Below are 21,654 nucleotides of genomic sequence, written 5' to 3' on the forward strand. Positions count from 1 at the left end.
CCTTCACCTGCCCATCAACCCGCCCCACAAACTCCAACACCCCCACCTCAACCCACCGCACCACATCCCCCGTCCGATACACCCGAGACCCCACACCCGAAAACGGATTCGCCACAAACGACCCCGCCGTCAACCCCGCCCGACCCCGATACCCCCGCGCCACACCCGACCCCGACACATACAACTCACCCACCACCCCCACCGGCACCGGACGCAACCACCCGTCCAACACCACCACCTCCACCCCCACCCCCGGACCACCCACCGACACCACACCCCCGCCACCAACGGCCCACCCACCGTCGCCTGCACCGTCACCTCCGTCGGCCCATACGCATTGAAAAACTCCCGACCCGGCGCCCACCGCGCCACCAACTCCGGCGCACACACCTCCCCCGCCACCACCAACACCCGCACCGACCCCAACCCCACACCCGACCCCAACGTCGCCAACACCGACGGCGTCACAAAACAATGCGACACCCCTCCGCCTCCCACAACTCCACCAACCCCACACCCCCGAACACCCCCGGCGGCGCCACCACCAACCGCGCCCCCACCGAAAACGCCATCAACCACTCGTACACCACCGCATCAAAACTCGGCGACGACACCTGCGACACCCGCGAACCCGACGACACCCCGAACCGAACCCGCTCCTCCACAGCCAAATTCGCCAAACCCTCATGCGTCACCACCACCCCCTTCGGCCGCCCCGTCGACCCCGACGTATACATCACATACGCCGCACACCCCGCCCTCAACGGCCGCACCCGATCCCCATCCGACACCACACCCCCGACACCCCTCCACCACACCCGAATCATCGAGCCACAACCACTCCACCCCATCCGGCACCACACACCCCGACACCGACAACCCCACCACCACACCCGAATCCACCAACATCTCCCGCACCCGCACCAACGGCAACACCGGATCCACCGGCAAAAACGCCCCACCCGCCTTCGCCACCGCCCACACCCCCACCACCAACTCCACCGAACGCCCCACCACCACCGCCACCACCGACTCCGGCCCCACACCCCGACCGATCAACACCCGCGCCCACCGCGACGACAACTCATCCAACTCCCCATACGACACCTCCACCCCACCACACGAAACCGCCACCGCCCCCGATCCACCCCCACCCCACCAGCCAAAATCTCCGGCAACACCCGAACACCCACACCCCGCCCACCCCGCACCGGAACCAACACCCCACGCTCCCCCGCACTCAACACCTCCACCCCCGCCAACAACCCATCCGGTTCGGTGGCCATCTCCTCGAATATCCGGGTGACCCGTGCCGCGATCGTCTTGACCGTGGCCGCCTCGATCAGGTCGGGTAGGTAGTGAAAGGTCATGCGCAGCTGCGTGTCCATCGAGAAGGCCACGCTGAGTGGGTAATGCGTGGCATCGACACCGCTGACGTCCACTACCCGGATTCCGGCCAGGTCGGTGTCCTCGGTCAGCCCACCTCGATCGATCGGGTACGACTCGAAGACGGTTGCCGTGTCGAATCCGAGCTGTGGGCCGGCCGCGCGCGCAATGTCGGCGAGACCCAGGTGGTGGTGGTCGAACAACGCCGCCTGCTCCGACTGCGTTCGTTCGAGCAACTCGCCCACCGTTTCCCGGGGATCGAGCGTGATACGAACGGGGACGGTGTTGACGAACAATCCGATCATCGACTCGGCGCCGGCGAGTTGCGGTGATCGCCCGGACACCGTGCCGCCGAACGTGACATCGGACGAGGACGTGGCCCCGTTCAACAGAAGTGCCCACGCAGCCTGGGTCACCGTATTCACAGTGACGTTGCGCTCGCGTGCCAGAGTCGCGAGTTCCGCGGTAAGGCTCTCGGAAAGCGAAAACTGTACCTGGGCGGGCGGGACCGACGATTGTTTTCCCCACGCCTCCGGCAGGAGCAGCGTCGGTCCGTCGATGCCGGCGAGCGCGTTCGCCCACACCCCCCGCGACTCCTCTGGATCTCGGTGGCGCAGCCAGGTCAAAAAGTCCCGGTAGGGCCGGGGACTCGGCAGCGTCCCCGCCCCATCTGCTACATACAGGGCGAGGAGATCCCGGATCGCGAGTGGCATCGACCACCCGTCGAGGAGGGTGTGGTGGTTGGTCCACACCAGACGGACTTCGTCGTGTCCGATGGACAGGAGAAGGAATCGCATCAGCGGTGCGTGGGAGGTGTCGAATGCCGCAGAGCGATCGGCGGCCAGAATCCGGTCCAGTTCGGCGCCGCGCGCCTCCTCGGGAATGCCCGTCAGGTCGACCTGGCGGAACGGCACGTCGACGGTCGCCGGCACCACCTGTACGAAGGTGCCGTCGGCGGACGGCACGAAGGCCACCCGCAGGTTCGCGTGCCGATCCAGCAGTGCCTGAGCCGCGCGGCGCATCCGCGCCGGATCGACGGCGCCTTTCAAATGTAGCGACACCTGCACCGTGTAGGCGTCGATCGCGGGTTTCGCCATGAGGGCGTGAAACAGCAACCCGGCCTGCAGGGGTGCGAGTGGCCACACATCGGTGAGCGGCCCGAAGCGCTCCTCCCACGCGTCGAGGTCGCTCTGAGTCACGGTGACGAGCGGAACATCGGAAGGGGTGACCCCCCCGGCCTCAGGACGGTGAGAATGAGTTGTCAATGCGGACAACGCCTCCCGTAACAGAATCGCGAACCGCTCGGCATCGTCGCGCGCCACCAGGGTGTCCGGGTAGCCCACGCTCACCCGAAGTTTTCCGCCGACCACGATCGAGTTGACCTCGAGCGCGGCCGAGGCGGGCATGTCGGGGTCCGGAACGTACTGCAGGTCGCCGAATCCGTCGGCGGGTGCCCATGCCACCGTGCTGCCGGCTGGTGCGTCGGGGACCTGGCCGAGATAGTTGTAACTGATGTGCCCCGGTTCGGTCTTCGGCAGCGTGTCGGCCGTGTCGGGGTTCAGGTAGCGGAGGAGGCCGTAGCCGATGCCCATGTCGGGTACAGCGCGCAGCTGCTCCTTCACCACCTTGACCGCCCGGCCCATCGCGGGGCCGCCGGCGAGCGCGTCGTCGAGGTCGACACCGGCGAGGTCGACGCGGACGGGAAAGATTGTGGTAAACCAGCCGACGGTGCGGGACAGGTCGGCGCCCGGCACCACATACTGCTCGCGCCCGTGCCCCTCCATGCGGATCAGCATGGACGACAACGAGATTCCCCGATCGCGTCGCCATCTCGACGATGCCACTGCCAGGGCGGTGACGAGCACGTCGTGGGCACCCCCGTGGTATAACCCCGGGAGGGTTGTCAACAGTACGGAGGTGTCTTCGGTCGACATCTCGACGCCGACGTCACGAATTGCCGTCGCCACGTCCACCGCGGGATCCAGAGGGCGGTCGGTGATCAGGGGGTCCGGCCCGTCCACGACGCTCCGCCACCACGCCAGCTCGGCGACCCGCTCACCGCGCTGTGCCTCCTCCGCCAGGGCATGCGCCCACCGGCGCATGGACGTTCCCGGCGCCGGCAGCTCCGCACCGTGTCCGGCGGAGATCTGCGACCAGGCGGTCGCGAAGTCGGGCAACAGAATCCGCCAGGACACCCCGTCAACGGCAAGATGGTGAGCCACGACGATCAATCGGCCCGAGGTTGCGGGGACGCTCGACGGTCCCGGATCGAGCCACACGAACTGGACGACGACACCATCGGAGGGACGCAGTCTCTCGACAGCAGCCTGGTGCTCGGCCGCGACGAGTGTCGCCGGCGGGTCGGCCTCGACAGTGGCGTCGAACCTGACGCGACGGATCAGTGAGGCCGCATCCACGTCGGTGTCCGTGCGGGTCTCCATCTGCCACTGTCCGCTCGCATCCCGCAACAGCCGGGACCGCAGCATGTCGTGCCGTGCGATCACCGCGGCGAGGACAGCGACAAGTCCGTCTTCGTCGATCCCGGCGGGGAGCGTGAGCAGCAGGCTCTGACTGAACCGCTCGAAGTGGCCGCCGCGCTCCAACAGGTACCGCACCACAGGTGTGGGCGGGAAAGTGCCGATACCGCCGCCGGCGAGTTCGGTGAGAGGTCCGGGCGTCGTGCGGTCCGCGATGTCCGATTGTGCTGCCAGCGCAGCCACCGTTCGGTGCTCGAACACCTGTTGCGGGGTGAACACCAGTCCTCGGGTCTTGGCCCGCGACACCAACCGGATCGACAGGATGCTGTCGCCGCCCAACGCGAAGAACGAGTCGTCGTACCCCACCCGTTCGATTCCGAGTACTTCCGCGAAGACCGATGCCAACGTCTCTTCGGCTGCGGTGCGCGCGGGCCGCTGGGGTCGGTGCACAAGTTCCGGTTCGGGTAGTGCTGTGCGGTCAAGCTTCCCACTCACCGTCACCGGCAACTCCCCCACAACCACCACCACCGACGGCACCACCCACCCCGGCACCACCCCCGCCACCCACTCCACCACCACATCCGGATCCACCCGCACCCCCACCTCCGGCACCACATACCCCACCAACCGACCCCCTCCCGCACCACCGCCGCCGCCCGAGCCACCCCCGGACACCGCGCCAACACCGCCTCCACCTCCCCCAACTCCACCCGCTGACCCCGCACCTTCACCTGCCCATCAACCCGCCCCACAAACTCCAACACCCCCACCTCAACCCACCGCACCACATCCCCGTCCGATACACCCGAGACCCCACACCCGAAAACGGATTCGCCACAAACGACACCGCCGTCAACCCCGCCCGACCCCGATACCCCCGCGCCACACCCGACCCCGACACATACAACTCACCCACCACCCCCACCGGCACCGGACGCAACCACCCGTCCAACACCACCACCTCCACCCCCACCCCCGGACCACCCACCGACACCACACCCCCGCCACCAACGGCCCACCCACCGTCGCCTGCACCGTCACCTCCGTCGGCCCATACGCATTGAAAAACTCCCGACCCGGCGCCCACCGCGCCACCAACTCCGGCGCACACACCTCCCCGCCACCACCAACACCCGCACCGACCCCAACCCCACACCCGACCCCAACGTCGCCAACACCGACGGCGTCACAAAACAATGCGACACCCCCTCCGCCTCCCACAACTCCACCAACCCCACACCCCCGAACACCCCGGCGGCGCCACCACCAACCGCGCCCCCACCGAAAACGCCATCAACCACTCGTACACCACCGCATCAAAACTCGGCGACGACACCTGCGACACCCGCGAACCCGACGACAACCCGAACCGAACCCGCTCCTCCACAGCCAAATTCGCCAAACCCTCATGCGTCACCACCACCCCCTTCGGCCGCCCCGTCGACCCCGACGTATACATCACATACGCCGCACACCCCGCCCTCAACGGCCGCACCCGATCCCCATCCGACACCACACCCCCGACACCCCTCCACCACACCCGAATCATCGAGCCACAACCACTCCACCCCATCCGGCACCACACACCCCGACACCGACAACCCCACCACCACACCCGAATCCACCAACATCTCCCGCACCCGCACCAACGGCAACACCGGATCCACCGGCAAAAACGCCCCACCCGCCTTCGCCACCGCCCACACCCCCACCACCAACTCCACCGAACGCCCCACCACCACCGCCACCACCGACTCCGGCCCCACACCCCGACCGATCAACACCCGCGCCCACCGCGACGACAACTCATCCAACTCCCCATACGACACCTCCACCCCACCACACGAAACCGCCACCGCCCCCGATCCACCCCCACCCCACCAGCCAAAATCTCCGGCAACACCCGAACACCCACACCCCGCCCACCCCGCACCGGAACCAACACCCCACGCTCCCCCGCACTCAACACCTCCACCCCCGCCAACAACCCATCGGGCGATTCCAGTGCGGCCGTGAGGATTCGGACGAAGCGCTGTAGATCGGCCGGACCGTGTGCTTCGACGGACCACGTCCCGTCCCCGTCGTCCACGGCGATAGATGCGCGCTCCCCCGTTGCGCCCCAACGCTTCACCACTGCGACGGCGCAGTTCCCGATCCGCTCGACGCCGAGCGGTTCCCGCACTTCACCCGCCAGCGGGCACCAGTCCTGCCCGATTGCGGCAGCATCGGTTGTGGAGAGGAAGCGCCGTCGACGGGATCTCCGCAGTTGCAGGCCCAGCTGCCGCGTCACCGCGTCGAACGTGAAATGGGGGGCGAGGGTCACCCTGACCGGCATCGTCGTCCCACGTTCCCGGAACCCGAGCAGTACGTCGTCGACGCCCGTAAGGCTCTGCCGGTACAGCGCGAGAGCCGCGAGGAGAACTGCTGCCGTACCGCCGCCGCTGCGGCGTGCGAGTCGCGCCGCTACACCGCCGACCGATATATTCTCGTAGCGTGAATCCTTCTGTTCGGGAATCTGATCGAACAGTTCTTCCGCTTTCGGGACCCCGGCGAGAAGCTCCTCCCAGTAGCAGCGGTCGTCGAGCCACGCGGCGCTCTCCCGGTAGCGGGCATCGGAGGCGAGCAGTGCCGACGGGGACGTGAACGGCCAGTTCACTCTCCGAGGCGGCGCGGTGCGGGCGGCCTCGTAGGTTTCGGCGGTGGCCCGGACGATCGCCGCCATGCCCGGTTCGTCGTTGACCAGGCGGTGGTAGCGCTGGAACCAGCCGAAACGGCCGTGCGGCAAACGGAAAAGGGTGTGGACGTACAGCGGGCCGGTGGTGACGTCCATTGTCCGGTCCAGTTCGCGGCTGATCCACGCCGCGACGAGAGTGTCGGCGTCGGCCGAGGTGCTCGCGTCGATCACATCCGGTCCGGACACGTGCCCGGTCCCGGTTCTCTGGCGTAGTTCTTGCCCGTTACCGCCGAGGGTGACGCGTAGACAACCACATTCGGTCAGCGTCTGCCGCAATGCGGTAGAAAATGCGTCCTCGACGAGCGGGCCGTCGAGTTCGAGATACAACGCGAAAGTGGGGTTGTCGTGTCCGGTCTCGACCAGTGCGAGTTGGTCGTACGTCAGGGGCAGTTCCACACTGCCAGTGAGCTCTTCATCGGCAGGCGGTCGTTCATCGGTAGTCATGGAAGCCCCGCCCGGTCTTACGCCCCAGGTGGCCGGCGTCGACCAATGCGGTGAGCGACTCGGGCGGGCGGTAGTGGTCGTCGCCTGTCAGCGCGCGGAGGGTGGTCATCGTGTCGTGAACGTTGTCGAGGCCGATCAGGTCCGCGGTGCGCAGCGGCCCCATGGGATGGCCGAGGCAGCCCTCGAACAGTGCGTCGACGGTTTCCGGGTCGGCAATACCGGCGTCGACGGAGGCGGCCGCCTCCGCGATGCACAGCATGAGCACGCGATTCAACACGAAGCCGGGTCCGTCACCCACGATGATGCCGGTTTTGTTCAGGGAGGTGAGGAACTCCTGCGCGCGGTCCAGGGTGCGCTGGGACGTTCGCGGTCCGGCCACTACCTCTACGGTGTCCTTGAGCGGCGCCGGGTTCATGAAGTGCAGCCCGACAACCTGTTCCGGCCTCGAGGTGCATGCGGCGACGAGATCGATCGGAATCCCCGAGGTGCACGATGCGAGTACGGCATCGGTGGCGCAGCAGCGGTCCAGTTCGGCGAAGATCTTCTCTTTGAGGTCGATCCGTTCGGGAACACACTCGACGACGACGGTGGCGTCGTGCAGCTCGGACATCTGATCGGTCCATCGCACACGTGCCACCACCTCGGCGGGTTTCGGGCCCGCGCTGCGGCCGAGGAGTATCGCGAGCCGCAGCGAGTCGCTCATGCGCTTGCGCGCGACTTCGACGGCGTGTGGATCCGACTCGACGACGATCACGTCGTGGCCGGAGTGCGCACAGCACTCGGCGACTCCGACGCCCATGGTGCCTGCGCCCACCACACCGATGCTCATCGCGCCGCCTCCGAGGAGCGACCGGTGTCGTCTTGATGCACGTACTCCATCGCCACCTCCTGGGCCGGCAGGTCGGGATGCGTCACCAGCCCCCGGATGAGCTGACGGAGGTCGGCGAGCATCGCGGTTGCCGTGCTGCGGTCGAACAGTTCCACCGCGTAGTCGAGTTCGAGGGTGAGATTCGGGCCCTGCCCACGGGACCACACCAGCGCCAGTTCGGCGGACGATGCCTCGGCACGGTCGTCACTCGGGGCGCGTTCTCCGTCGCAGAGAACAGGGAAGTGTACTGCTGCGGAATCCCGCATGCTGCTCTCGGAAGACAGTTCCCTACGTACCGTCGACACCAGTTCGAGGAACGAGGGTTCACCCGACAGGTCGACACCGACGAGCCGCGGCGGACCCCCGGGGGCCGCGGCGGTGCCGACGACCACCTCGTCCTGAGCGGTGTACCAGGCGAGGAGGGTGATCCACGCGGCGAGCAACTCGGCGAATTCCGGGGCGTCGTCGAGGTTCGCGGTTACCCGAGCGATCGAGTAGCGAAGCGGTTCCGCGCCGTTCGATGTCGGCCGCGGCCGGTCGGCCGGTACCACCGGGGGTGCGGTCGGCAGTTCGCGCGACGGGAACTCGTCGGACGAGTCGGTGAGCAACGCTGAGATCGGCTGCGCCGCCTGAGAATCGACGATGCCCGCCAGGATGGCAACGTACTCCCCGCACAGCGCGGCGGCGGTCTGCTCGGTGAAGAGTTCCGTGCTGAACTCGAGCCCGGCGGCCATGTCGTCTTCGCCGCCGCGCTCCGTGGTGACGAGGGTGAGGTCGAACTTCGCTGTACCGGAGGGCACCCCGCCGAAAGCGATGGCCGAGGGATCCTCCTGATCGAACAGCGTCTCGGTGAGCCCCTGTTGCGACTGCAACGCGGGCAGTTCCTGGTGGACATGGCAGACGTCGAAGAGCGGGGTACGGCTCGTGTCTCGGTCACCGGTGAGTGCCGTCACGACCCGGTCGAACGGAATCTCCTGATGTTCGAGGGCGCCCAGCACGACGTCGCGCACCCGGCCGAACAGTTCCGTCAGGCTCGGTTCGCCGGACAGGTCGGCGCGCAACGCCACAGTGCTGTTGAAGTACCCGATCATGCCGGCGAGTTCCGGCCGGTTGCGCCCCGTCGTCGGGGTCCCGACGACGATGTCCCGCTGGCGACTCCGGCTCGCCATGAGTAGGAAGAACGCGGAGAGGAGTACCACGAACAGTGACACCGACTCACGCCGGGCCACGGCTCGTAGGCGTGCTGTATGTTCGGCCGAAATGGTGAAGGTGTGGAATGCGCCGGTGAAGTTCTTCCGTTCCGGTCGAGGAAAGTCGGTGGGAAGCCGCAGCAGCGGGACATCGGCGAGTACCCGTCGCCAGTAGTCGAGTTCCGGCTCGAGTGCGGCGCTCGCAATGAGTTCCCGCTGCCACAGCGCGTAGTCCCAGTACTGGATGGACAGTGGCGGGAGATCCGCGGGGCGACCGGTCCGGCGTGCGGCGTACAGGGCGGGGAGTTCGCGTTCGAATATTCGCGGCGAACCACCGTCGTTGACGGAGTGGTGGGTGGTCACCTGCAGGACGTGTTCGTCCGGGCCGATCCGGACGAGGAGAGCACGCACCAGCGGGTCGTTTGCCAGGTCGAACGGTGCGATCGCCGCTTCGTGCACGAGTGCCCGGGCCGCAGCCACAGGGTCCGGCTCGTTCGACACGTCGGCGGTCCGGAAGAAGTCGCCCAGCGATGGGCGAATGCGCAGTTGCGGCTCTCCGTCGACGTTGACGTAGTTGGACAGCAGTACCTGATGCCGTGCGGCGAGGTCGTCCCACATTCCGCGGACGGCCGATTCATCGATCGGTCCGTGCAGGTCGCTGACCATCGGCAGGTTGTAGATCGTCGTGGCGGCGTCGAGTTGGTGGTGGAACCACATGCGCACCTGGCCGAAGGACATCACATGCCGTCCGCGTGGTGTGATCGGGGGCAGCCCACCGGCTGCGGACGTGCCCGCCGCGAGCAGCTCCGCGAAATCTGCGACCTTCGGCCGCTCGTAGAGGTCGATCAACTTGGGTCTGACCCCGTACTGCTCGGCTACCTTGTCGACGAGTTGCATCGCGATCAGCGAGTTGCCGCCGAGTTCGAAATAGTCGTCGTCTGCGGCAACCGCCGTCTCGCTGTGCAGCAGACCGCGCAGTGTCGTCTGCAGCCAGTCGAGGCTGTCCGCCGGGGCGACGCGCGCCGGTTCCGGCTTCGGTTCCGGCGCGCCGACTTCGGGGGTTCGACCCCACTCCGGCCGGCCGGGCAGGTCGTACCAGCACCGGGAGCCCAGCATGGGGTGCCCGGGCAACCGCACCCGCCGAGCGGTCTCGTCAGCCGCACCGACGGCAGCCCAGTCGAGGTCGACTCCGCGCTCGTACAATCCCGCGAGCACATGGGTGATGGCCCCGGAGGTGTCCGGTACGCGCAGGATCTCTGCATCCGCTCGGTCACCGAGCGTGTCGGCGAGCAACCGTCCGAGCCGCCCGTCCGGGCTCGGCTCCACGAACACGACGGGTCCGTCGGCGAGCATTCCTTTCGCGACGGCGACGAACCGTCCCGTATCGATCGCAGGGTCGGCGGCGGCCGCCGCGATCTCGGAGGCGGTGACCTCCGACAACGTGCCGAGCAGATACCTCGCGGCATAGCGCGACACACCACCGCTGAGGACGGCGTCCACGGATATCCCAGCGTTCCGCAATTCCCGGTGAACGGCGATCTGGCCGGCGAGAAGGTCCGCCTCGTCACCCGTGGCCGGCAGTGCCGGCGGAAGGGAACGGCCACGGAGTGCGGCGGGCATCGGGTCCGGTGACAGCAGCAGTGCCACGGACGGTGCCCGCCGGGTCGGCGCAGTCTCGTTCCGATCCTCGAGGTCCGCAGCCTGCGCGGCGAGTGCCTTCGCCAGTTCGTCGACAGTGCGCGCCTGCACCGCCACCCGATACTCGTGATGCGGCCGCCCCTGGTTGAGAGTGAAGACGATGTCGGCGAGGTGATACCCGCGCACCGCCGACGCCAGATCGTCACACAGAGTGGCCAGCGCCGCTGCGCTTTTCGCCGACACACCCACGATCCGAAGAGCGTCCTCGACGCGGGGCGCGGTGTCCTCGGCGCGGGGCGCGGTGTCCTGCCGGGGTGGCTGCTCCACCACGCAGTGCGCGTTGATACCGCCCAGACTGAACGAGCTGACTCCGGCCCGTCGAGGGCTGCGCTCCTCGCTCCAGGTCCTGGCCTCGGTGACCACCTCGATCCCGCTGCCGGCGAAATCTACTCCGCCGGTGGGCCTGTCGAAATGCAGCGACGGGTACAGCTCACCGTGCTCGACGGCAAGGATCGCCTTCACCAGGCCCGACACTCCTGCTGCGTGGTCGAGATGGCCGATGTTGGTCTTCACCGAACCGATGGGTAGAACACCCGACCTGCCCTCGAATGCGGTGGCGATTCCCTCCAGTTCCACGGCATCGCCCAAGGGTGTTCCCGAACCGTGCGCTTCGAGATACCCGGCATCGCGCGGTGCGAGCCCCGCGTTGCGCCAGGCCCGCTCGATCACGGCCACCTGCGCCCGAGCGCTCGGTGAACTGATGGTCGCCGACGAATGACCGCTCGACACCGTTGCGGTGCCGCGGATCACCGCGTGCACCGGCACACGGTCGGCACGCGCGCGCCCCATCGTGGTGAGGAGCAGCGCCGCGCCACCCTCGCCGACGGCAGTACCGTCCGCGCTCGCATCGAATGCCCGGCATCGTCCGCCGGGTGACATCAGCTCGGCCGAGCCCTCGGCCAGATCGGCGCGAATGCCGTTCACCCGCAGACTGACACCGCCCGCGAGCACGAAATCGGCGTCTCCCGAGCGCAGCTCCCGGCAGGCGTGGTGCACCGCGATCAGCGAACCGTTGCAGCCCGAGTCGACGGCGTAACAGGGCCCGGTGAGCCCGAGTTGGTACGCGATGCGGGCGGGCACCGCGAACGGAACGTTGCCCAGGGTGCTCAGGACGCCCGGTTCCGCCCACATCGCCGGGTAGGTGGACGTCGCGGCGCTGAAGATCACCGCTGTCGCACTGTCCCGGAAGTCGGTCGCCGAATAGCCGGCCTCCTCGATCGCTCGATACGCCAGGACCAACGCCAGACGTTGCTGCGGGTCGATCAGCGACGCCTCCCGCTTCGACAGCGTGAAGAACGAGTAGTCGAATGTGGCGATGTCCTCGACGAACCCCATCGGCTGGTAGTCCGAGGGCGGACCGAGTCCGGTGGCCTCGGCCCGCGACCGGGACAGCGGGCGCACCGAATCCCGGCCGGCCGCGAGGTTCGCGCGGAACTCCGCCAGGTCGTCGGCCTCGGGGTAGCGCGCGGCGATGCCCACCACGACGACGTCGTCGTCGCCCGGTTGTCGCTGGGTCACTGTTGCCTCCCGGAGTTGGTCAGAAGTTCGGTCAGAATTCGTAGGTAGCGGGTGCGCGGACCTGCGTTGCCCCGGCAGAGTGCGAGATCACCTCGGCCTGCGCGGCGACCGTGACGACGTCGAACAGCCGGCCCACGCGGAGGGCGCCCGGCCACCGGTCCTCGAACCGCCGCGCAAGTTCCACGACACGGACAGAATTGCCGCCGACGTCGAAGAACCCGTCCTCGCGAGAGAAATCGTCATGCCCCAGGACGGCCGCCCACTCCTCGGCGACGGCGCGTTGCACCTCGGTCCACCGTTGTCGTGACGTGCGGTCGGGTGCCTGCGCCTCCGGAATCAGTGCGCGCAGCGCATCCTCGTCGACCTCGCCTTCGGGGGTGCGCGGCACTGCACCGAGCGCGAAGAACTGCGCGGGCACGAGTCGGGATTCGAGTCGCTGGGCACCGAATGCGCGCAGATCCTCGGGCATCGGCAGGACCGCCGCAGTTGCCGCCGGAACCCAGAACAGCGTGATTCCCGCCGCCGTCGTCAGCGCGACCGCCTCGCGGATTGCGGGGTGAGTCTTCATGATGTCCGGAATCGAGTGAAGCGGGGAGCCGTCGACGCCGACGAGGCGTCCCGACCGTGTCCACCGAGCGAGCCGGCCGGTGCGGACCATGCGGGATCCGGGGGCACCGAAAGGATTGGCGACGACAGTGGTGGCCGCCGCCCGCGGTGACAGGTCGTCCGCCGCGGACTCGGCCACGTACACCGCGCCCGTCGCTCCCTCGGGCACCAGATGCAGACGGGAATCGAGAATGAAAGTGCCTGTCGCCAAGCTGTATTCGCGGAGCTGCCGCCGGTCGGCGGGGGCGAGAACATCGATCTCGTCGACGGCGATACCCGGCTCCGCGACTGCGGCCGAGAGGATTCTGGTGAACCGGTCGGCGAGGGTGTGGATGGTCTGCTCGTCGAACAGATCGGTGGCGTAGGTGAAGGCAGCGGTCATCCCGGTCGGCGACCCGGACTCGTCGTGGCGTTCACGGAGGGTCAGTTGCAGGTCGAACAGGGACACCGTGACTTCGGGTTCGAGCACCTCGACATCGAGGTGTGGGAGCGGAAGCGCGGGGTACTCGGTGTTCCGGAATTCGAGCAGCACCTGGAACAGCGGCGAATGCGACTGCGAGCGTGGCGGATTCAATGCCTCCACCACTCTCTCGAACGGCACGTCGGCGTGGGTGTATGCAGCGAGGTCGGTGTCGCGGACCCGCCCCAGGAGATCGGCGAACGTTCCCGAGACCTCGGTCCGCAGGACGAGGGTGTTGACGAACATCCCGACGACGTCGTCGAGGTCCGCCTCTCCGCGTCCGGCGACGGGCGATCCGATCACGATGTCGCGGGTGCCCCCCGACCTGGACAGCAGTAGCGCGAACGCCGCGTGCACCACCATGAAGACGGTGCAGTGCCGCGACCGTGCGAGCGCTACGACATCCCTGTGCATGTTTGCGTCGATGGTGAACGTCCACCGGTCGCCGGCACCGGATCGATGCGGCCGTCGTTCCCGATCCGCGGGTAGCTCGGTTACCACCGGCGCATCGGCGAGGACGGCTCGCCAGTAATCCAGTTGCCGGGACATCAGGGAGTCGGCGTCGTCCTCCGAACCCAGCAGTTGCCGCTGCCACACGGTGTAGTCGGCGTACTGGACCGGCAGCGGGTCCCACCCCGGCGTGCGGCCCGCGGCTCGGGCGCTGTACGCCGTGAGAACATCCCGCGCCAACGGGACCATCGAGAACCCGTCCGCGGCAATGTGGTGCACCACGACGACGAGCAGGTGGTCCCGCTCGCCGTACTCGAACAGTCGCGCCAGCATCGGGACTTCGGCGGCCACGTCGAACCCTGTCGACACCAACTCTGACAGGGGTGACTCTCCCGTGGTCACCACCGTGAGCCCCGCGACGTCGTGAGCGTCGATGATCACCTGGGTGGGCCCCGCGACCCCGTGGGGATACCGCGTGCGCAGCGTCTCGTGCCGGATCACCACATCCGTGAGTGCGGCGGCGAGCGCGTCCACGTCGAGTTTTCCCGAGAGCCGCACCATCATTGCAATGTTGTAGGCGGGCGAGGAGGTGTCGATCTGGTTGAGTAGCCACATCCGGTGTTGCGCCCACGACAGCGGGAGCGGGTCCGGCCGTTGCACCGCCGTCAACCTGGGCCGGTCGGCAGCGCCTCTACCCTCGATCCGTCCAGCCAGGGCCCGCACCGTGGGGGCCTCGAACACGTCGCGCACCCCGATGCTCGCGCCAAGTGCGGCGTTGATCCGCGCGACGACCTGTGTCGCTGTCAGTGAGTTGCCACCCGACGCGAAGAAGTCGTCGTCGGCGCCCACGGCACCGCTTCGAAGCACTTCCGCGAAGATGCCGGCAACGATCGACTCGAACGGCGTGGTGGGCGCCCGGAAGACACGCGGGGCGAGCTCGGGATCCGGGAGTGCCCGCCTGTCGACCTTTCCGTTGGGGCCGAGCGGCATTCGATCCAGGACGGTCACCGTGGCCGGCACCATGAACGGCGCAAGGACGGATCCGGCGAAGAGCAGGACTTCTGTGCTGTCGAGATCCGCATGCTCGTTCGCCGTGACGTAGCCGGCGAGCACCGCCTGGCCGGCCGGGGTGCGGCGAACCGTGACCACCGCCTGCGCGACCCCGGGGCAACGGGTGAGCACCGCCTCGATTTCTCCCGGCTCCACCCGCTGTCCACGCAACTTCACCTGAAAATCGTTGCGGCCCACATACTCCAGGAGTCCGTCGGGTGCCCACCGCATGAGGTCGCCGGTACGGTACATTCGCGAGCCCGCGCGGTCGAACGGGTTGGCCACGAACGAGGCGGCGGTCGAACCGGGCTTCCGGTGATAACCGCGCGCCAACCCGTCCCCCAGCATGTACAGCTCACCGACCACTCCGACGGGAACCGGTCGCAGCCACTCGTCGAGGAGGAGTTCGCGGATGCCGCGGATCGGGCGCCCGATCCGCACGAGGTCGCCGGGCGCCATCGGGGCACCGATGTTGGACACCACCGTCGTCTCCGTGGGCCCGTAGGCGACGAGCAGGGTGCGCCCGGATGCCCAGCGGTCGAGCAACTCCGGTGGACAGCGTTCCCCGCCGACGACAAGGGTGCGGAGGAGGTGCAGGCCGCGCGGATCGACCGTGGCGAGCACGGCGGGGGTCACGAAGGCATGCGTGATGCGCTCGGAGGCGAGGAGATCCGTCAGCGCGTCGCCGCCGTACACGTGGGGTGCCGCGATCACCAGTCGGGCGCCCGCACCGAAGGCCATGAGGTACTCCAGCATCGACGCATCGAATCCGGGCGCCGCAAGATTGAGCACCCGGGACGCGGCGGTCGTGGCATACCGGATGTGCTGCTCGACGGTGAGATTCTGCAGCCCCGTGTGGGTGATCACCACACCTTTCGGCGTTCCGGTCGACCCGGACGTGTACATCAGATAGGCGGGATGTCCCGGCCGCAGCGCGGCGACCCGGTCGCCGTCGGTGATGGGATGGGACCGCCACCGCCGCGACGGACCCGGGTAGTCGAGGTGTAGCCACTCCACACCGTCGGGCATCCGGTCGCGCTGTTCGGCGACCGTCAAACCGACGACCGCGCCGGAATCGGCGAGGATGTCGGCGATCCTCGCCTGCGGCAGACTCGGATCGACCGGTACGAAGGATGCCCCCGACTTCGCCACCGCCCACACCGACACCACCAGCTCCACCGACCGGACGAGGCCGATCGCCACTTGGTCTTCCGGGCCGATTCCGCGATCGATCAGCACCCAGGCCAGCCGATTCGACCAGTCGTCGAGTTCGCGATACGACATCACCGCGTTGCCGTAGGACAACGCGACGGCATGCGGATCGCGTTGCGCCGCGGCAGCGAGAATGTCCGGCAGCAACCGGGGCGCTTCGGCAGGGTGTCCGCCGACCGGAACCAGCGCCCCCCGCTCGTCGGGCGTGAGCACATCGATGCGCGCCAGTGGAACGTCGGGCGATGCCACGATCGTGTCGAGCAGACGCACGAACCGTTCGGCGAACGCGTGCACGGTCGCAGCGTCGAAGATATCCGTGGCGTAGGTGAAGCCACCACTCATTCCCGCCGGGGCGCCGTCCTCGGCGAACTGTTCGATCAACGTCAGTTGCAGGTCGAAGGTCGACACGGACACGCCGAGATCGATCTCTTCCACCGTGAGACCCGGTAAGGCAGGCGTCGGCCGTTCGACGTCCTGGAACTCGAACAACACTTGGAACAACGGCGCGTGTGACGTGGTGCGCGGTAGGTCGAGCGCCTCGACCACCCGCTCGAAGGGCACGTCGGCGTGCGCGAACGCCTCCAGATCACGGTCCCGGACGGTGTGGAGCAGGTCTGCGAACGAGCCGGAGCCGGGAACCGGGGTCCGGAGCGCGAGAGTGTTGACGAACATCCCGACCAGGTCGTCGAGGACCGCCTCGCTGCGACCGGCGACCGGCGAACCGATCACCACGTCACTCGTGCCGGTCAGGTTCCCGAGTAGTACCGCGAACACCGCGTGCGACACCATGAACACCGTCACCTCGTGTTCTCGCGCGAGGTCCCGCAGTCGCTCGTGCAGGCGTGCGTCGACGGTGAACGACACGCCCGCCCCGGCGAGTGACCGCACTTCCGGACGAGGACGATCGAGCGGTAGATCCGCCACGATCGGCGCATCGGCGAGCGTGGAACGCCAGTATGCGAGTTGCCGGGACATCAGGGAGTCGGGGTCGTCCTCCGATCCGAGCAGCGCCCGTTGCCACACGGTGTAGTCGCCGTAATGTACGGGCAGTGGTTCCCACCGCGGCGCGTGGCCGGCCACCCGAGCCGCGTAGGCGGCCGTCACATCCCGGGCGAGTGGGCCCAGGGACAGCGCGTCCGCCGCGATGTGGTGCACCACGAGAGCGAAGACGTGCTCGCTCGGCCCGACTTCGAACAGTTCCACCCGCAGGGGCACCTGCGTCGTGAGATCGAAGCCTGTCGCCAAGGCCGACGAGATTCGTTGGCGCAGTTCGCTTTCTCCCGTCACTACCACCGCACGGAGTTCCGGCAGGGCATCCCTCACCGGGAGCACCGACTGCACGGGGGTGTCTCCGGCCAGTGGGAACACGGTCCGGAGAATCTCGTGACGGTCCACGACATCGGTCAATGCGGCCTCCAGCGCGGCTGAGTCGAGAGGCCCGCGCAATCGGAAGGCCGCTGCAATGTTGTAGGCGGGCGACGTCGTGTCGAACTGGTCGAGAAACCACATCCGCGTTTGCGCGAGGGACACCGGCACCGGCGAGGAGCGATCCGTCGGGACCAGCGGTGGCCGAGTCGTCGTCGCGGCTCTACCCACGCGAGTGGCCAGCAACCGGATCGTCGGGGCCTCGAAGAGGTCGCGCACGCCCACACCCGCACCGAGTTCGGTCTGGACTCGGGCCGCGGCCCTGGCGGCGATCAGCGAGTTGCCGCCCAGTCCGAAGAAATCGTCGTCGACACCGACGGACGGCACGTTCAGCAACTCCACGAAGACAGCCGCCAGCGCCTCCTCGACGGCAGAGCCCGGTGCGACGAAGTCGGCACGGGCGTGCGCTACCGGAGACGGGAGGGCCGCCCGGTCGACCTTGCCGTTGACGGTGAGCGGCAGCTGGGTGAGAACGGTCACCGACCCGGGAACCATGTACGAGGGGAGAGCGGATTCCGCTGCCTCGCGAACGGCGTGCGGGTCGATGAGCGCCCCCGGTCCGGGTACCACGTAGGCAGCAAGGGCCGGGCCGGTCACCTCGTTCCGGAGCAGCGTCACCACCGCCTGCGCCACCCCGTCGCAGCGGCCCAACACCGATTCCACCTCGCCGAGTTCCACGCGGAATCCACGGATCTCGACCTGCTGATCGTCGCGCCCGAGGTACTCGAGATGTCCGTCCCGGCGCCACCGCACCACGTCACCGGTCCGGTACATGCGCGACCCGGACGTGTCCGCGACGAATCGGGATGCCGTGAGCCCGGCGCGGCCCAGATATCCGCGCGCCACTTGCGGTCCCGAAACGTACAGTTCACCGGCCACACCCACCGGCACAGGATGGAGTCGTGGGTCGAGCACCGATACGCGGAAACCCGGAATTGCCCGCCCGATCACACTCGTCCACGCGGCGGCTGCGAACTCAGGGTCGAGGGGAAGGTGACTGACGTGCACCGTCGTCTCCGTGATGCCGTACATGTTGACGAGTACGGGCGCGTTGTCGTCGTGCCGCGAGTACCAGCGTGCGAGCTGCCCGAGGTCGAGCGCTTCACCGCCGAGCACGACGTATCGCAGCGAGAGTGGTTCGGCGCTCTCGTTCGTGGCTTCCGCCTCGATCAGCTGGGCGAACGCCGTGGGCGTCTGGCTCAGCACCGTCACCCGTTCTCGGCGCAGCACTTCGAGGAACTGTGCCGGCGAACGGGTGGTGTCGAAGTCGGCGACCACGAGCGTCGCCCCGTGGAGCAGAGCTCCCCACAGCTCCCAGACGGAGAAGTCGAACGCCGGTGAGTGGAACATCGTCCAGACGTCGGTGCCGTCGAACCGGAACAGCTGCTCGGCGCTCGCGAAGAGGGCCACCACGTTTCCGTGTGACACTGCCACGCCCTTCGGTCTGCCCGTCGATCCCGATGTGTAGACCACGTACGCGAGCGAATCCGGGTTGATCGGCGCCCGCTCGGTGTCCGTCACCGGCAGCGCTGAAACGGTGTCGAGCTCGCCTTCCTCCGAATCAAGCAGGAAGACAGGGATATTCGACGGCGCCAGTGCCGCTGCGGTGCCCGGGGTGGCGAGAAGACACACCGGTCGGGCGTCGTCGAGCACGAGCGCCGACCGCTCACCGGGGTGATCGACGTCGATCGGGAGATACGCCGCACCGGCCTTGACGACGGCGACCAGCGCGACCACCAGCGTGGCCGACCGCGGTGCAGCGACCGCGACCAGGGATTGCGGACCCACTCCCCTCGACAGAAGCTGCCGCGCAAGCCGATTGGACCGGGCGTCCAACCGGCCGTACGTGAGCCGTTCGCCGCCCGCCACGACCGCGGTGGCATCAGGTGTGCCCGCGACCCGCACTGCGAACAGCTCGGTCAGCGTCCGACGTGGGGGCGACGTGGGGCGCGTCGACCACTCGAGGAGAAGCGTGTGCTCGGCCGGCGCGAGCAGCTCGATGTCGCCGACCGGGACGGACGGGTCGTCGAGGGCGGCCTCCGCGAGTCGGAGCAGCCGATGACCGAAGCCCGAGACTATATCGGCGTCGAACAGGTCTGCGGCATAGGAGAATCGGACCTGATCATGCCGCTCGTCCACGGTCACCAGCAGGTCGAGATCGCCGAGATCCCGGCCTCGGTCTCCGTAGTCGAGCAACACTTGGAACAGTGGCGCGTGTGATCGGGACCGCGGCGGGTCGAGCGCGTCCACGATCTGCTTCCACGACACGCCGCGGTGAGCGGCCGCCTCTCGTGCCGCGTCCCGCACCCTCTGGACCAACTCCGTGAACGGTTCGCTGCCACGCAGCCGGGTCCGCGACACCAGTACCTCCGCGTCCACCGCGGTTCCGACGACCACGTCCGCGGTACGCGCTACCCGCGACAGCAGCAGAGCGAGCGCAGCGTGGACCACCGTGAACACGTCGGTGCGGTACTCGGCCGCGAACGTCGTCAGCCGATGCTGCAGAGCTGCGCCGATCGCCACCTCCACGGCGGCGCTGCGCCCGGACGGCCGGGGTGGCCGGGGCCGATCGGCAGGCAGCTCGATCAGCGGCGGCGCATCCGCCAGCGTCCGCGTCCAGAAATCCAATCTGGCTGTGTCTTCGTGGACAGTGCTGATCACGGCGTCCGCGTCCGCCCGCAGGAACTCGTCGAGCAGTTCCACGAACCGGCGGTGGTGGGCACCGACCTCCTCGGCGTAATACCGATTCGGGTTCGCCAGGAAGTGGACGAAGGTCTTCACCGGCGCACCGCTCTGGTACACGTCGACGAGCAGATCTTCCACCGGCCCGGACGTGACGATGTGGTACTCGCCCACGAGGGAGCCGAGCCTCAGCTCTTGATGGAAGAGCATCACGTTGATCATCGGCCCGGACAGCGTGTCGGCGGCGCCCGCCCCTGCGTCGCGGCGAATGTCCCCGAGCCCGAAACGCTGGTGTCGCAGGGCACCCAGCAAGTCGAGCCGGACTCGTTCGACCAACTCGCCCACCGTGTCTTCGGGCCGGATCTCCACCGGCAGCGGCACGATACCGGCCACCATGCCGCCCGAACGTCGCAAAACCGCCGTCGTTCGCGCCGACACCGGGATAGTGACCAGCACGTTCCGGCGTCCTGTCATGCGTGCGAGATAGCAGGCGAACCCGGCGATGATTCTCGCCGTGCCGTGCTGCCCGGCCTCGCGCAGCGCACGCTCGGCCGTCTCGGGCAGCGGTCCCGCGATGTCATTGCTGTCGGCCACCGCGGGTGCGGCCCTGCGAGCCAGGCTCGGTGCAGGACCGAGTCCGGCGATCCGCTCGGCCCAGAACTGGCGGTCCGCGGCGAAGCGGCTCGACGATCGGTACTGCTCGTCCACGTCGAGGAGGTACCGGGGATCGACAGCCTCATTCGGTGGCGGCTCTCGGTTCGCGATCGCGGCGCTGTATCGGGCCGCGATCCGGTTGAGCATCGTCATTGCGCCGTAGCCGTCCAGCGCAACGTGATGAATCTTGCTGTACCACAGGTAGTGCTCGTCGCCGACCCGCAGAATCGCGGATTCGACGAGGCGGTCGTGGGTCAGGTCGATCGGCGTGGCGCAGTCCGCCCGCATCCACCGGCGAGCCGCGTCTTCCGGGTCGACCTCTCCGCGGAAGTCAACCAGCCCGATGGATCGGTCCGTCGAAGGGTCGACCAGCTGGAACGGGCGGCCCTCGACTTCGATCAGACGCAGGAACGGCGACCCGAACTCGTCGGCGGCGGCCACCGTGGCGGACCTGAGGAGATCGACGTCCAGGTTTCCGTACAACTTCACATACTGCGCGATACACAACGGCACGTCCGGTGCGAGCTGCTGCGCCAGCCAGGCCTCGTACTGCGCGGCGGACAGTGGAAACGGTGAGGCTGGTGAAGCGAGGAAATGGGCGGGAGTGTCGGCGACACAGGCGGGTTCGCCGGCCGACCCCCTCGCTGCTCGTCGCTCCATCGCAATCGCATCCCAGCCAAGGCCCCCATCGCCTTCGCATCCGGGAGCAACCAACCACGGTGACGGACTACCTGCCCCTCACCCTGACCACGCAACGAAATCCCCGAGAAGATCGAGACTGCCTCCAATCCAGCACACTG

The 21,654-nt window shown here is 68.0% G+C and carries 9 protein-coding genes; all 9 read right to left on the reverse strand.

Annotation, left to right across the window (positions count from 1 at the left end):
* Positions 1 to 464 precede the first annotated feature (464 nt).
* The 9 genes from JQT59_RS37815 to JQT59_RS30750 all read right to left on the reverse strand — a co-directional run bounded on the left by JQT59_RS37815 (position 465) and on the right by JQT59_RS30750 (position 21,514).
* A complete protein-coding gene (locus JQT59_RS37815; protein ID WP_213573218.1) occupies positions 465 to 737 on the reverse strand; it encodes an AMP-binding protein in 273 nt (90 codons plus the stop codon).
* Positions 685 to 1,134, reverse strand: coding sequence for an AMP-binding protein (locus tag JQT59_RS30710; RefSeq protein WP_349306991.1), 450 nt, complete (start codon positions 1,132 to 1,134; stop codon positions 685 to 687). Before JQT59_RS30710 ends, JQT59_RS37815 begins: the two co-directional genes overlap by 53 nt.
* Positions 1,056 to 4,487 (reverse strand): condensation domain-containing protein, encoded by a 3,432-nt coding sequence (locus JQT59_RS30715; protein ID WP_213573220.1) that lies wholly within the window; start codon positions 4,485 to 4,487, stop codon positions 1,056 to 1,058. Before JQT59_RS30715 ends, JQT59_RS30710 begins: the two co-directional genes overlap by 79 nt.
* Before the next feature lie 562 nt (positions 4,488 to 5,049).
* Positions 5,050 to 5,322, reverse strand: coding sequence for an AMP-binding protein (locus JQT59_RS30725; protein ID WP_213573222.1), 273 nt, complete (start codon positions 5,320 to 5,322; stop codon positions 5,050 to 5,052).
* Entirely contained in the window at positions 5,270 to 5,719 is a 450-nt protein-coding gene (locus JQT59_RS30730) for an AMP-binding protein (protein ID WP_349306991.1), read from the reverse strand. Before JQT59_RS30730 ends, JQT59_RS30725 begins: the two co-directional genes overlap by 53 nt.
* Positions 5,641 to 7,041 (reverse strand): condensation domain-containing protein, encoded by a 1,401-nt coding sequence (locus JQT59_RS30735; RefSeq protein WP_213573223.1) that lies wholly within the window; start codon positions 7,039 to 7,041, stop codon positions 5,641 to 5,643. The genes JQT59_RS30730 and JQT59_RS30735 overlap by 79 nt, the downstream gene beginning before the upstream one ends.
* Positions 7,028 to 7,870: a 3-hydroxyacyl-CoA dehydrogenase family protein gene (locus JQT59_RS30740; protein WP_213573224.1), complete on the reverse strand. Its 843-nt coding sequence runs from the start codon at positions 7,868 to 7,870 to the stop codon at positions 7,028 to 7,030. Before JQT59_RS30740 ends, JQT59_RS30735 begins: the two co-directional genes overlap by 14 nt.
* On the reverse strand, positions 7,867 to 12,315 hold the full coding sequence (locus JQT59_RS30745) for a condensation domain-containing protein (protein WP_213573225.1): 4,449 nt from the start codon (positions 12,313 to 12,315) through the stop codon (positions 7,867 to 7,869). The genes JQT59_RS30740 and JQT59_RS30745 overlap by 4 nt, the downstream gene beginning before the upstream one ends.
* A 31-nt stretch (positions 12,316 to 12,346) precedes the next feature.
* A complete protein-coding gene (locus JQT59_RS30750; RefSeq protein ID WP_213573226.1) occupies positions 12,347 to 21,514 on the reverse strand; it encodes a non-ribosomal peptide synthetase in 9,168 nt (3,055 codons plus the stop codon).
* Positions 21,515 to 21,654 lie beyond the last annotated feature (140 nt).

Source organism: Rhodococcus sp. USK13 (genome assembly GCF_018343855.1).
GTDB lineage: Bacteria > Actinomycetota > Actinomycetes > Mycobacteriales > Mycobacteriaceae > Rhodococcus_F > Rhodococcus_F oxybenzonivorans.